This window comes from Thermohalobaculum sp., assembly GCF_058622915.1.
Genome location: NZ_JBZSYN010000075.1, coordinates 1 through 12,489, shown reverse-complemented (window position 1 = coordinate 12,489; position 12,489 = coordinate 1). Strand labels below are relative to the sequence as shown.

General features: G+C 71.3%; 13 protein-coding genes. 12 read left to right on the top strand and 1 reads right to left on the bottom strand.

The genetic code is table 11. The features are described 5' to 3' along the window. The first annotated feature begins 2 nt into the window (after positions 1-2). The 12 genes from AC32QD_RS06270 (at position 3) to AC32QD_RS06215 (ending at position 10,005) form a co-directional block, all read left to right on the top strand. A complete protein-coding gene (locus AC32QD_RS06270; RefSeq protein ID WP_492009628.1) occupies positions 3-974 on the top strand; it encodes an ABC transporter ATP-binding protein in 972 nt (323 codons plus the stop codon). After that, positions 971-1,984 carry an ABC transporter ATP-binding protein gene (locus tag AC32QD_RS06265; RefSeq protein ID WP_492009627.1) on the top strand — a complete coding sequence of 338 codons (1,014 nt, stop codon included), beginning with the start codon at positions 971-973 and terminating at the stop codon, positions 1,982-1,984. The genes AC32QD_RS06270 and AC32QD_RS06265 overlap by 4 nt, the downstream gene beginning before the upstream one ends. A 111-nt stretch (positions 1,985-2,095) precedes the next feature. Beyond that, on the top strand, positions 2,096-2,842 hold the full coding sequence (locus AC32QD_RS06260; RefSeq protein ID WP_492009626.1) for a prepilin peptidase: 747 nt from the start codon (positions 2,096-2,098) through the stop codon (positions 2,840-2,842). Positions 2,843-2,887: 45 nt separating this feature from the next. Then, a complete protein-coding gene (locus tag AC32QD_RS06255) occupies positions 2,888-4,582 on the top strand; it encodes a GspE/PulE family protein (RefSeq protein ID WP_492009625.1) in 1,695 nt (564 codons plus the stop codon). Between the two features lie 25 nt (positions 4,583-4,607). Next, positions 4,608-5,816: a type II secretion system F family protein gene (locus tag AC32QD_RS06250; RefSeq protein WP_492009624.1), complete on the top strand. Its 1,209-nt coding sequence runs from the start codon at positions 4,608-4,610 to the stop codon at positions 5,814-5,816. Between the two features lie 23 nt (positions 5,817-5,839). After that, positions 5,840-6,334: a type II secretion system major pseudopilin GspG gene (gspG, locus tag AC32QD_RS06245; protein WP_492009623.1), complete on the top strand. Its 495-nt coding sequence runs from the start codon at positions 5,840-5,842 to the stop codon at positions 6,332-6,334. Next, a complete protein-coding gene (locus tag AC32QD_RS06240; protein ID WP_492009622.1) occupies positions 6,318-6,785 on the top strand; it encodes a GspH/FimT family pseudopilin in 468 nt (155 codons plus the stop codon). Before gspG ends, AC32QD_RS06240 begins: the two co-directional genes overlap by 17 nt. Then, a complete protein-coding gene (locus AC32QD_RS06235) occupies positions 6,757-7,146 on the top strand; it encodes a type IV pilus modification PilV family protein (protein ID WP_492009621.1) in 390 nt (129 codons plus the stop codon). The genes AC32QD_RS06240 and AC32QD_RS06235 overlap by 29 nt, the downstream gene beginning before the upstream one ends. Then, the gene (locus AC32QD_RS06230) at positions 7,143-7,733 is read left to right on the top strand and encodes a prepilin-type N-terminal cleavage/methylation domain-containing protein (protein ID WP_492009620.1); all 591 of its coding nucleotides are present in this window, start codon (positions 7,143-7,145) and stop codon (positions 7,731-7,733) included. Before AC32QD_RS06235 ends, AC32QD_RS06230 begins: the two co-directional genes overlap by 4 nt. A gap of 75 nt (positions 7,734-7,808) precedes the next feature. After that, positions 7,809-8,903: a PilN domain-containing protein gene (locus tag AC32QD_RS06225; protein ID WP_492009619.1), complete on the top strand. Its 1,095-nt coding sequence runs from the start codon at positions 7,809-7,811 to the stop codon at positions 8,901-8,903. Then, positions 8,900-9,487, top strand: a complete 588-nt coding sequence (gspM, locus tag AC32QD_RS06220; RefSeq protein ID WP_492009618.1) for a type II secretion system protein GspM — start codon at positions 8,900-8,902, stop codon at positions 9,485-9,487. Before AC32QD_RS06225 ends, gspM begins: the two co-directional genes overlap by 4 nt. Beyond that, the gene (locus AC32QD_RS06215; RefSeq protein ID WP_492009617.1) at positions 9,484-10,005 is read left to right on the top strand and encodes a type II secretion system protein N; all 522 of its coding nucleotides are present in this window, start codon (positions 9,484-9,486) and stop codon (positions 10,003-10,005) included. The genes gspM and AC32QD_RS06215 overlap by 4 nt, the downstream gene beginning before the upstream one ends. 107 nt (positions 10,006-10,112) lie before the next feature. On the opposite strand, the gene AC32QD_RS06210 is transcribed toward AC32QD_RS06215, so the two are convergent. Continuing rightward, positions 10,113-12,035 carry a S8 family serine peptidase gene (locus tag AC32QD_RS06210; RefSeq protein ID WP_492009616.1) on the bottom strand — a complete coding sequence of 641 codons (1,923 nt, stop codon included), beginning with the start codon at positions 12,033-12,035 and terminating at the stop codon, positions 10,113-10,115. Between the last annotated feature and the right edge of the window lie 454 nt (positions 12,036-12,489).

Sequence of the window (12,489 nt, the reverse complement as noted above, 5' to 3'; positions counted from 1 at the left end):
GCATGGCGCTGCTGGAGATCGAGAACCTCACCGTCCGCTTCGCCACCGCCTCGGGCGCCTTCACCGCGGTCGAGGGCGTCGGCCTGAGCGTCAACCCGGGCGAGGTGCTGGCCATCGTCGGCGAGTCCGGCTCGGGCAAGTCCGTGGCCATGCTGGCGGTGATGGACCTCTTGCCCTGGACCGCGACGGTGACCGCCGACCGGCTCGCCTTCGACGGCCAGGACATGCGCTCCATGAGCGCCGCCCAGCGCCGCGACCTGCGCGGCGGCGCCATGTCGATGATCTTCCAGGAGCCGATGAGCTCGCTCAACCCCTGCTTCACCGTCGAGTTCCAGATCGACGAGATGCTGCGCGCCCACACCGATCTGGGCCGGCGCGAGCGGCGCGCGCGCGCCGAGGAGCTGTTGCGCCAGGTCGGCATCCCCGACCCCAAGAGCCGGCTCAAGGCGTTCCCGCACCAGCTTTCGGGCGGCATGAGCCAGCGCGTCATGATCGCCATGGCGATCGCCTGCCAGCCGCGGCTCTTGATCGCCGACGAGCCGACCACGGCGCTCGACGTCACCATCCAGGCGCAGATCCTCGATCTCCTGCTCGAGCTGCAGGCGGAATACGGCATGGCGCTGATCCTGATCACCCACGACATGGGCGTGGTGGCCGAGACCGCGCACCGCGTCGCGGTGCAATACGCCGGCTGGCAGGTCGAGACCCAGCCGGTGCGCAGCCTGTTCCGCACGCCCCACCACCCCTACACCGCGGCGCTGCTCTCCTCGCTGCCCGAGCGTGGTCAGGGCGCGCGGCGCCTGCCGGTGATCCCCGGCGTGGTGCCGGGCCAGTTCGACCGCCCGGCAGGCTGCCTGTTCAACCCGCGCTGCCCGCGTGCCGACGCGCGCTGCCGCCGCGAGGTGCCGATGCCGCGGGCGGGCGACCCGACCGGCACGCTGTGCCATTACCCGCTCGCCGGAGACCGGCCATGAGCCCCCAGCCACCGATCCTCGTCGCCCGCGACCTGACCCGCCACTACCAGGTCTCGCGCGGGCCCGTCGCCAGGCCCGCGGTGGTCAAGGCGCTGAACGGCGCCTCGCTGTCGGTGCGCGCCGGCGAGACGCTGGCCGTGGTCGGCGAGTCCGGCTGCGGCAAGTCCACGCTCGCCCGCGTGCTGACCATGATCGAGCCGCCCACCAGCGGCGAGCTCGAGATCGCGGGCAAGGTGATCGACATCTCCGCGGGCCGTCCCTCGGCCGAGCTGCGCCGCTCGGTGCAGATCGTGTTCCAGAACCCCTACGGCTCGCTCAACCCGCGCAAGACCGTGGCGGACATGCTCGACGAGCCGCTCAAGCTCAACACCTCCATGCGCCGGCGCGAGCGCCGCGAGGCCGTGCTCGAGATGATCGCCAAGGTGGGGCTGCGCCCCGAGCATGCCGACCGCTTCCCGCACATGTTCTCGGGCGGCCAGCGCCAGCGCATCGCCATCGCCCGGTCGCTGATGCTGAACCCCAGGATCCTGGTGCTCGACGAGCCGGTCTCGGCGCTCGACCTCTCGATCCGCGCCCAGATCCTGAACCTGCTCGCCGACCTGCAGGACGAGTTCGGGCTGGCCTACATCTTCATCAGCCACGACCTCAGCGTGGTGCGCCTGATCGCCGACCATGTCATGGTGATGTATTTCGGCCGCCCCGTGGAGGAGGGCTCGGCCGAGGCCATCTTCGCCGAGCCGCGCCACCCCTATACGCGCGCCCTGTTCACCGCCACCCCGGTGGCCGACCCCGAGCGGCAGAAGCTGCGCATCAAGCTCGAGGGCGAGCCGCCCTCGCCGCTGTCGCCGCCCACCGGCTGCCCCTTCCACCCGCGCTGCCCGCTGCGCGTGGATCGTTGCGTCCGCGACGAGCCGCAGGTCTTCAGCTTCGGCGAGCAGCACTCGGCCTGCTGGCGCGCGGCGGAGGTGCCGACGGCCTGGAAGGCGCGCGCCTCGACCGTCGGGGCCTGAGCATGGCGGCGGGGTGTGCACATGGCACAAAAGCATAAATTATTGTAATTATAGTGAAAAAAATTCAGCGCATATTTTCGGCCAAAGCGCTCTGCTAAGCTAGATGGCCGCATGAGCAGCCCCCCTGTCGATATCCTGGTCGTCCTCGCCGCGCCCTTCATCGGCAGCTTCATCGGGCTTGCCGTGAGACGCCGGGGCACCGGCGCCTCGATCGTGCGCGGGCGCTCGCGTTGCCCTGCCTGCGGGCGGACGCTGCGCCCGGCCGAGCTGGTGCCGCTCGTCAGCTGGCTGGCGTTGCGCGGCCGCTGCCGCGGCTGCGGCGCGCGCATCGGCTTCTACGAGCCGGCGGTGGAGCTGGCCGCGCTGGGCCTGGCGCTTTGGGCCGTCCTCGCCGCGCCCGGCTGGATCGGCTGGCTCGGCGCGGGGCTCGGCTGGACGCTCCTGGCGCTCAGCCTGATTGACCTGCGCGAGATGGCGCTGCCCGACCTCCTCACCCTGCCGCTGATCGGCGTCGGCCTCGCGGTCGCGGCCGCCGCCGGCTGGCAGCCGCTCGACCACCTGATCGGCGCGGGTCTCGGCTTCGCCGGCTTCGCCGCGCTCGGCTGGGGCTGGGAGCGCGCCACCGGGCGCGAAGCGCTGGGCCTGGGCGATGCCAAGCTGTTCGCCGCCGCCGGCGCCTGGCTCGGCTGGCAGGGCCTGCCCTCGTGCATGCTGATCGCGGCGCTGGCGGGGCTGGGCCTGGCGCTGGCGCGCGCGCTGGCCGGCAGCGGCGGCCTCGGCCAGCCATTGCCCTTCGGCCCGGCGCTGGCCGCAGGGTTCTGGCTGACCTGGGCGCTGGGGCCGATTCAGTTTGCGTGAAGCACGGCCTTAACCGATACTGTTAAGCCCAAGGGGGACAAGGCAATGCTCGTCTCGCTCGATGACCGCGAAGACTTCACGCGCGCGCTGGGCACGGCGCTGATCGAGCGCGCCAAGCTGAGCGAGGCCGGCTTCGAGCGCGCCGCCCGCCTCGCCGGGGCGCAGAACGAGAGCGTGGTGCGCGTGCTGGCCCAGCTTGGCCTGGTCTCCGAGCGCGACCTCGCCCAGACCATGGCGGCGCTGACCGGCCGGCCCGTGGTGGCGGCCGAGGAGATGCCCGAGGCGCCGGTCGAGATCGGCGGCCTCAGCCCGCGCTTCCTGCGCGAGCGGCGCATCCTGCCGATCGGCGCGGCCGAGGGGCGCATCGTGCTCGCGGTGGCCGACCCGCTCGACCGCTATGCCATCGACGGGGTCCGGCTCGCCACCGGCGTCGCGCCCGAGCTGCGCATCGCCGAGCCGGGCCTGATCGAGGCGACCATCGAGGCGCTCTACGCCGCGCCCGATCTCGCCCCCGCGGCCGAGGTCGAGGGCGACCTCGAGCTCGACGTGGCGCGGCTGCGCGACATGGCCAGCGAGGCGCCGGTGGTGCGCTGGGTCAACGCCCTGATCGCCCATGCAGTCGAGGCCCGCGCCTCCGACATCCACATCGAGCCCTTCGAGGCCAGCGTGCGCGTGCGCTTCCGCATCGACGGCGTGCTGGTCGACCAGGACCCCGCCGCCATGCGCCTGCGCGCAGCCATCGTCTCGCGCATCAAGATCATGGCGCGGCTGAACATCGCCGAGCGCCGCCTGCCGCAGGACGGCCGGGTGAAGATCGTGATTCGCGGCCGCGCCATCGACCTGCGCGTCTCCACCATCCCGACGCTGCACGGCGAGAGCGTGGTGATGCGCGTCCTCGACCGCGACGCGGTGACGCTGGACTTCCGCGCGCTCGGCTTCTCGGACGCCGAGCGCACCCAGCTCGAGGAGGTGCTGGACCAGCCGCACGGCGTCTTCCTGATCACCGGGCCCACGGGCAGCGGCAAGACCACCACGCTCTATGCCGGGCTGGTCCGCCTCGCGAGCCCGGAGAAGAAGATCTTCACCGTCGAGGACCCGGTCGAGTACCAGATCGACGGCGTCAACCAGGTACAGGTCAAGCCCGATATCGGCCTGAGCTTCGCCCATGTCCTGCGCTCGATCCTGCGCCAGGACCCCGACGTCATCATGGTCGGCGAGATCCGCGACACCGAGACCGCGCGCATCGCCGCCCAAGCCGCGTTGACCGGCCATCTGGTGCTCTCGACGCTGCACACCAACGATGCCGCCTCGGCCATCACGCGGCTGATCGACATGGGGGTGGAGGAATACCTGATCGCCTCGACCATCATCGGCGTCTCCGCCCAGCGGCTGGTGCGCCGGCTGTGCCCGCACTGCTCTGAGAGCGAATCGGCGCTGCCCGAGGTGGTCGAGCGTTTCGGCCTGCGCGCCCGCCAGCCCGAGGGCGAGATCCTGCTCGCCCGCGCGGTGGGCTGCGAGCGCTGCCGCGGGCGCGGCTTTGCCGGGCGCACGGCGTTGATCGAGACCATGCCGATGACCGATGCGCTGCGCCGCAAGGTGCTGGCCCGCGCCAGCGCCCGCGAGATCCTGGCCACCGCCGCCGAGACCGGCTTTCGCACCATGTTCGAGGACGGCGTGGCCAAGGCGCTGAGGGGCGAGACGACGCTGGGCGAGGTGCTGCGCGTGGCGCGGGCGAGTTGAGCGGTCCGGCGGACCGGGCGGGTTGATGGCGCGTTTCCAGTACAAGGCGGTGGCTCCCGGCGGCGAGGTCCTCGACGGCGAGGTGAGCGCCGAGACGCGCGCCGCCGCGCTCGACCTGATCCGCCGCCGCGGCGCCGTGCCGGTCGCGGTCAGCCGGGCCCGCGAGGTGCGGCTCGCGGGCCTGCGCCTGCGCCGCCGCCGCGTCAGCCGGCGCGATCTGATGCTGTTCACCCGCCAGCTCGAGATGATGCTCTCGGCCGGGGCGCCGGTCGACCGGGCGCTCGAGATCCTGCGCCGGGTGCATGACGAGACGCCGCTGGGCCCGCTCGCGGGCGAGGTGCTCGAGCGCCTGCGCGGCGGCGCCTCGCTGGCCGAGGCGCTGGAGACGCGGCCCGACATCTTCCGCCCCGACTATATCGGCATGGTCCGCGCCGGCGAGGCCGGCGGCGCGCTCGCCCCCGCACTCGCCCGGCTCGCCGACATGGTCGAGCGCGCCGAGCGGCTGGCCCAGTCGGTGCGCTCGGCCATGGCCTATCCGCTGCTGGTGCTGATCCTCACCGGCATCTCGCTGGTCATCCTGATGGTCTATGTGGTGCCGCAGTTCCGGCCGATGTTCGAGGACGCGGGCGTCAAGCTGCCGCTCGCCACCGCCATCGTCGTCGCCGTCTCGGACTTCTCCGTGCACTACGGCTGGCTGGTGGCGATCGCCGTGGCGGCGGCGCCGCTGTTCGTGCTCTCGGCGGGGCGCACTCCGCGCGGGCGCGTGGCGCTGGGCCGCGTCCGGCTGGCGCTGCCGCTGATCGGCGAGCTGACCCGCCGGGTCGAGACGGCGCGGTTCTGCCGCACGCTGGGGGTGCTGCTGCAAAACGGGGTCACGATCCTCAACGGCCTCGAGATCGCCGCCGGCACCATCGCCAACCCGGTGATCGCCGCCGCGGCGCGGCGCACCGCCGGGCCGCTGTCGCGCGGCGAGGGGCTGGCGCGGCCGCTGGCCGCCACCGGCGCCTTCCCCGGCATGGCCGTGCAGCTCATCGAGGTGGGCGAGGAAAGCGGCCGCCTGCCCGACATGCTCGAGCAGGTCGCGGCGGTCTACGACCGCGAGACGGCCGCGGCGATTCAGCGCATGCTGGACCTGCTCACGCCGGTCGTGACCATCGGGCTCGGCGTATTGATCGCTTTCATTATCGGGTCTATCCTCTCGGCAATACTCGGTTCTTACAGTCTTGCGGTCTGAGGGGCCGGGCGATGGAGTGCGACGTGACCCCGACAGGCGCAACCCCCACAAGCGCAACCCCGACAGGCGCAACCCCCACAGGCGCACGCGTCCCCGACCGGCCCAGGCGCCGCCGCGAGCGCGGCCTGACGCTGGTCGAGCTTCTGGTGGTGCTGGTCATCATCGGCCTGATCGCCGCCTTCGCGGTGCCGCAGGTGATGAAGTATCTGGGCGGCGCCCGGCACGACAGCGCCAAGATCCAGGTCAGCCAGCTCGCCGGCATCCTCGATCTCTACCGGCTCGACGTCGGGAACTACCCCACCGCTTCCCAGGGGCTCGACGCGCTTCTCGAGAAGCCCTCGGGCGCGAATGGCTGGAACGGCCCCTATGTCAAGAAGAAGGAATCGCTGATCGACCCCTGGGGCCACCCCTACCACTACCGCATTCCGGGCGAGCACGGCGAGTACGACCTCTACAGCCTCGGCGCCGACAATGCCGAGGGGGGCCAGGGCGAGAATGCCGATGTGGTCAGCTGGTAGGCGCGCCCGCCAGCGCGGCTTCACGCTGGTCGAGCTGATCGTCGTCCTCGGCATCATCGCCATGATCACGCTGATGGCCCTGCCGCGCCTCAACAACATCGCGCCGGGAACGGCACTGCGCGCCGCCGCCGAGGACCTGCGCGGCGACATCCGCCGCGTGCGCAACGATTCGCTCAACCAGAGCCGCGAGACGGTGCTGATGATCGACCTCAAGTCCGGCAGCTGGCGCAGCGACGACGGCCAGGTGCATGGTCGCCTTCCCAAGGGCATGACGCTGGCCATGACCATCGCCCGGCAGGAGCGGACCGGCGCCGAGCGGGGCGGCATCCGCTTCTACCCCGATGGCACCTCCACCGGCGCCAAGCTCACGCTCAGCCGCGGCGACCGCGCGCTGCTGCTCTCGATCGACTGGTTCGACGGAAATGTCCGGATCGCCGAACACAAGGCGTGAGCGTGGCTTCACGCTGGTCGAGGTCCTGGTGGCCTTCGTCATCCTGTCGCTGACGCTGGCCAGCACCTATGCCGCGCTGACCGGCGGGCTCACCTGGGAGCGCCGCGCCCGTGCGACCGCCTCTGGCGTGCTCATCGCCCGCTCCTACCTGGCCGAGATCGGCGTCTCGCGCCCGCTGGCCGCGGGCAGCAGCGAGGAGACGCTGGCCGACGGCCGCACCGTGCGCATCGCCATGCGCCGGGTGCAGCCGGTGCCGCTCGATCACGAGCCGCGCCTGGCCGCCTGGGACGTCACGGTCGAGGTCACCGAGCCCGGTGGCGCCGCCGTCCGCCTCTCCGAGCTGAAGCTGGCCCCGCCATGACGCGGGCCCGCAGCCGCCGCCGCGACCGCGGCATGACGCTGGCCGAGCTTCTGGTCGCGCTCACGCTGCTCGGCATGCTCTCGGTGATGATGATGGGCGGCCTGCATTTCGGCGGCCGCGCCTGGGAGCGCACGCGCCAGGCCTCGGACCAGGTCAACGCGGTCGTGCGCACCCACGCCTTCCTGCGCGCGCGGCTGTCGCAGACCGCGCGGCCCGCCTCGGTCAGCGGCGAATCCGACCGTCTTGTCTTCGATGCGCTGTGGATGACGGCGCTGGGCGGCGCCGATTTCTATGAGTTCCACCTCGCGCTGCGCGACGACGCCCTGGTGCTGTCCTGGCGCCCCGCGCCCAAGGACTCGAACGACACCACGCCGCCGCCCGAGGCGCTGACCGGCGAGCGCGTGCTGCTCAAGGGCGTCACGGCGCTGAAAGTGTCCTGGTTCGGCCAGGCGCCGGGCCACCCGGCGCCCGAATGGACGACGCGCTGGCAGCCGGACTGGCCCGCCGCGCGGCTCGTGCGCATCGAGGTCGCGCTCGCCGACCCGCGGCAGCACTGGCCGACGCTGACGGTGGGCTTGCCGGGCTAAAGCTGATATCGCTAAACGGGTCGGGGGTGCGGGCACGGCGCCTCCGCAGGCGGCTAGGGAGCAGGCTCACGAGACATGGCAAGCGCGCTCGACACCCGCGTCAGGCAGTTTCTTCACTGGTGGGGCGCCGAGTTGCGCGGCTGCCTGCCCGCCGGCCTGCGCCAGATGCTGTTCCCCGCGCCGACGCGGATCGAGCTGGTGCTCGACCGTGGCAGCATCACGCTCGCGCGCTTCGACGGCCGCCGCCGCGAGCTGCTGGCCGAAGTCGCCCCCGATCCGCGCCGCGCCGACGAGACAGTGGCCGCGCTGCGCGCCGCGCTGGGCCGGGCCAGGGCCGACGAGGTGGTGGTGCGGCTGCCGCCCGAGAAGGTGCTCGAGCCCGAGCTCGAGGTCCCCGCCATCGCCGCCGGCGCGCTCGGCGAGGTCATCGCGCAGGAGATGGACCGCAAGACCCCGTTCAGCGCCGCGGACGTGCATTTCGACTACCGGGTCACCGGCAGCGATTCCTCCGGCGAGACGCTCCGCGTCACCATGCGCGTCGCCCGGCGCTCGGACGTGGCCGAGGCCCTCGGCCTCGCTCGCGCCATCGGGCTCAGGCCGGCCCGGGTCGACGGGGCGCCCGGCGGCGAGGACTACAACCTCTTGCCGCCGGCCGAGCGCGCCCGCCCGTCGCATTTGATGCCCCGCCTCGTCGGTGCGGCGGCGGTCCTTGCCGTCGTCCTCGGGGCCTGCGCGTTCTACCTCGCCTTCGAGCGCGCCTCGGCGCGGCTCGCTGCGCTCGATGCCCAGGTCGTCGAGGCGCGCGCCCGCGCCGGCGAGGTGCGCAAGCTTCAGGACCGCACCCAGGCGCTCGAAGCCTCGGCCGAGACCCTGGTCAAGGCGCGGCGCTCCCAGGTCACCGCCGCCGGGCTGATCGACGAGGTGACCCGGCGCATGTCCGACGGGCAATGGCTGTTCGAGATGCGCTACCGCGAGGGCGATCTCTATCTGTTCGGATTCTCGCCCGCGCCGACCCAGCTCCTGCGCGATCTCGAGGCCTCGCCGATCCTCTCCGGCGCCAGCTTCGCCGCGCCCGTGGTGGCGGGGCAGGGGTCGGCGGACCGCTTCACCATCCGCCTGACGGTCGGCCCGCGCCAGACCAGCCCGACGACGGCGGAGGCGAAGCCGTGATCCGCCCGGGCTCCCTCGCCTCGCGCCTGCTCGCGCTGGCGCTGCTCGTCGGGCTGCTGGCCGTGACCGCGCTGGGCGTCGCGGCGCCGCTGGCCGGGCGCTGGGCGCGGCTGGAGGACCAGCGCAGCCAGGCGGCCAACATGCTGGCGCGTCTGCGCGCCATCGCCGCCGAGCACGACGTCCGCGCCGCCGAGCTGGCCCAGGCCCGCAAGGCCATCGCCGACGCCGGCCTGTACCTGAAGGCCGAATCGCGCGCGCTCGCGGGCGCGCGCATGAGCGAGCTGGTGCGCAAGGTCGTCGAGCGCCACGGCGGCGAGGTGCGCAGCATCCGCGTGGTCGAGGGCGGCGAGGCCGACCGCAAGGCGGGCCGGGTGGCGCTCAGCGTTGCCATGCGCGGCGCCTGGGCGCAGCTCTTCCCCGTGCTGCACGACCTGGAGACCGGCGAGCCCTACCTGTTCATGCGCTCGTTCACCATCAGCGCCCGCGGCCGCCGCCGCCCCGGGCGTACCAGCGAGCAACAGCCACAGCTGCTCGAGCTCGACTTCGAGCTCTACGGCTACCTGCCGCCGGAGGTCTCGGGATGAGACGGGCGGTGCGCGACTCGGTGCTGCTGGCGGCGTTTCTGGGCGCCTCGGCCTGGTTCGCGCTGGACATCCTGCGCCCCGCGCCGGCCCCCTCGACGAGCGGCGCGCGCGCCGTGCCGGCGGCCCGCACGCCCGCGCCCTTCACCCTGCCAAAGCCGCAGCCCGAGCCGATCGAGGCGCTCGCCGCGGCGCTGGAGCGCCCGCTGTTCATCGCCTCGCGGCGCCCCCCCGCGGCGCCGGTCACCGCACCGGCCGCGCTCGACGCGACGCTGGCCGGCGTGCTGACCGACGGCCCGGAGAAGGTGGCGATCGTGACCCTGGCCGGCGCCGACCAGGCGCTCAGGCTGCGCGAGGGCGACACCTTCCAGGGCTGGAGCGTGGTGCGCATCGACACCGATGCGGTGGTGCTCGAGCGCAACGGCCGCACCGAGCGGCTGGTGCTCACCTACAAGGCACCGGCGTCCCCACCCGGGTCGGGGCCGAAGCCGAGAGGGTCGCGGCAGCCGGTGCGGAAGTAATCGCCATCGTCAGCGAAACCCCGGCCGCGGCAGGCGCCGCGGCCGGGGTGTGTGCGTGCCGATCGAGTGGCCGGAGGGGTAGGCTGGCCGCCCCGCCGGCTTGCCGATCACGGGTAAGAGGCGGGATTTCCCTGATCCAGCGCCGAGTCATAGGTGTAGCCGGACAGCACCACGCTCGTGACGGTGAACGTGTAGGTCGTGCTGGCGATGTGCATCAGCTTATAGGTCGCCTGGCCACTGCTGTCCGTCGTCGCCGCGCTGGTCGTGAAGTAGCATGCGCCGCCGCCGCACATCTTGACCGTCAGCACCGCGCCCGCCACCGGCGAGTCGCCAGCATCGGCACTTGAGTTGCCGTTCGAATCCCACTTGATGGTCACCGTGGTGTCGAGGTTCGGGCCCTTCTGCTGGAAGGCGATCCCGGCGACATAAATGTTCTTCCCGGCGCTACCGCCGGCGCTTGCAACCGTCACGCTTTGGGTTGTCGAGTCGGTCAGGCTGCCATCACTCACCGTCAGTTTGACCGGGAAGCTGCCGCCGACGCCATATATGTAAGTCGGATTCTGTGCGGTGGAATCGATCTGGCCATTGCCATTGAAATCCCAGGCCCACGATTTGATGGAGCCTCCCTGGTCAGTGGACGTGTCGGTGAACTGGCAGGGCTGGCCGGCGGTGCAGGCGGCGTGCGTGAAGCTTGCGCTGAGCGTGGTGCTGCCACCGGAGCCGCCCCCACCGCTCGCGGACACGAAGACGGGCTTGAAGGTCGAGACATCGAGCAGTGGTTCATCAGGAACGCCGTCAGCCGTGTCCCTGTCGACCCAGTTCTTGTTGCCGGCGGCGACCAGGGCGTCCCGGATGTCCTGCACGTCGGTCCCGTTCTGCGGGTGGTTGACGCTCGCCAAAAGCGCCGCCGCTCCGGCAACATGCGGCGAGGCCATCGAGGTGCCGCTGTAGGTGCCGTAGCTGTTGTTGGGCAGGGTTGACAGGATGCACACGCCCGGCGCCGCGATGTCGACCGCCGAGCCCCAGTTGCTGAAGGCGGCCAGCGTGTCGTCCACGTCCGACCGGCAGGTCGGCGAGCCCAGGCCGCCCGACTTGCCGTCGAAGTCCGCCAGCGCCGAGACCGTGATCGCGTTCGGTACATAGGCCGGCGAATAGTTGTTGGCGTCGTCGTTGTTGTTGCCGGCGGCGACCACGATCACCACGCCGTCCGTCACCGCCTGGTCGATCGCGTCCATCTCCGCCTGGCTGCGGCCCGAGCCGCCCAGGCTCATGTTGGCGACGTCGATGGTGCTCGCGTGCTGGTCGACCCAGTCGATCCCGGCGACCACCGTGGAATCATAGCCCGAGCCGCTGGCATCGAGCACCTTCACCGCCCACAGCCGGACACCCGGCGCCACGCCGACCACGCCGATGCCGTTGTCGAGGGCGCCGATCGTGCCCGAGACATGGGTGCCGTGATCGTTGTCGTCCTGGTAGCTGGCGTTGTCGTCGCAATAGTAGCTGCGCGCCCAGACGGGGCCCTTGCCACTATACTGCAGGCAGTTTGTGCCGCCGACCACGTTGAGGTCGGGATGTGTGCTGTCGATGCCGGTGTCGATCACCGCCACGTCCGCGTCGACGCGCTTGTCGTCGGCGCTGTTGATGGAAAGCGCACTGTCGATGGCGGAGCCGCTCGTCGCCACCGGATCGTTGGTCGCGGGGTTGAAGATGCGGTCGACCCCGGTCGGCAGCGTCTCGGCCGAGATCGAGACCGGCTGGTCCTCCTCGACATAGGCGACGCGCCGGTCGTTCCTGACCCCGGCGACCGCCGCGCGCGGCATGGTGATCGAGAAGCCCTTCAGCGCGTGCTCGTAGACATAACCGACCTGCCCGCCGGTGCGCTGCGCCACATCGGCCGCCACGTCCCCGGGCATGCCGAGGCCTGCGTTCAGCACGACGATATAGCGGCCCTGCGGCGCCCCGACCTGCGCCATGGCGGCAAGTGGCAGCGCACAGGAGACCAGTGCGGCGAGGCAAAGACGGCGGATCATGGCTCTCTCCCGAACGGAAGGCATCTTGGGAAGAATCGAAAGCTGAACAGATCGATAGCAGATTTTCAAAGAGTTCAATGTGAATTCTTTTACCACACAGACTATGAGTCGTCACGCAGACTCCAGTCGCCAGCCTTGGTGCGTAAGACTTCGTGCGGACCTCGTTGGTCGAGGCACAAGTCATTGATCATATTTGTATTCAGGCGCTCGAGAACTGTCACTGGCCGCGTCTGGAAATCAAAGAAATTGGTTCCGGATAGTAACTCTTCGCCAAAGAATTTGGTCGTGTGCGGCGTGTTTTGCGGGTCGACCGGGCGAGGCGCTCGCACAACAGTTGCGAAAATTGTCGCGGCTGGGTGCTGCGCATCCTACATTGCGCCGTCCCTTGATGGCATCAAGGGTGTGGCGGTGCTGGTGCGGGGACGAGAGCGACGAGCGGCCGCCGTCGAGAGGG

What these genes read in the sequence shown, in the direction of transcription:
- AC32QD_RS06270 (WP_492009628.1), top strand. Translation starts at nt 3, where the DNA reads ATGGCGCTGCTGGAGATCGAGAACCTCACCGTCCGCTTCGCCACCGCC.
- AC32QD_RS06265 (WP_492009627.1), top strand. Translation starts at nt 971, where the DNA reads ATGAGCCCCCAGCCACCGATCCTCGTCGCCCGCGACCTGACCCGCCAC.
- AC32QD_RS06260 (WP_492009626.1), top strand. Translation starts at nt 2,096, where the DNA reads ATGAGCAGCCCCCCTGTCGATATCCTGGTCGTCCTCGCCGCGCCCTTC.
- AC32QD_RS06255 (WP_492009625.1), top strand. Translation starts at nt 2,888, where the DNA reads ATGCTCGTCTCGCTCGATGACCGCGAAGACTTCACGCGCGCGCTGGGC.
- AC32QD_RS06250 (WP_492009624.1), top strand. Translation starts at nt 4,608, where the DNA reads ATGGCGCGTTTCCAGTACAAGGCGGTGGCTCCCGGCGGCGAGGTCCTC.
- AC32QD_RS06240 (WP_492009622.1), top strand. Translation starts at nt 6,318, where the DNA reads ATGTGGTCAGCTGGTAGGCGCGCCCGCCAGCGCGGCTTCACGCTGGTC.
- AC32QD_RS06235 (WP_492009621.1), top strand. Translation starts at nt 6,757, where the DNA reads ATGTCCGGATCGCCGAACACAAGGCGTGAGCGTGGCTTCACGCTGGTC.
- AC32QD_RS06230 (WP_492009620.1), top strand. Translation starts at nt 7,143, where the DNA reads ATGACGCGGGCCCGCAGCCGCCGCCGCGACCGCGGCATGACGCTGGCC.
- AC32QD_RS06225 (WP_492009619.1), top strand. Translation starts at nt 7,809, where the DNA reads ATGGCAAGCGCGCTCGACACCCGCGTCAGGCAGTTTCTTCACTGGTGG.
- AC32QD_RS06215 (WP_492009617.1), top strand. Translation starts at nt 9,484, where the DNA reads ATGAGACGGGCGGTGCGCGACTCGGTGCTGCTGGCGGCGTTTCTGGGC.
- AC32QD_RS06210 (WP_492009616.1), bottom strand. Translation starts at nt 12,035, where the DNA reads ATGATCCGCCGTCTTTGCCTCGCCGCACTGGTCTCCTGTGCGCTGCCA.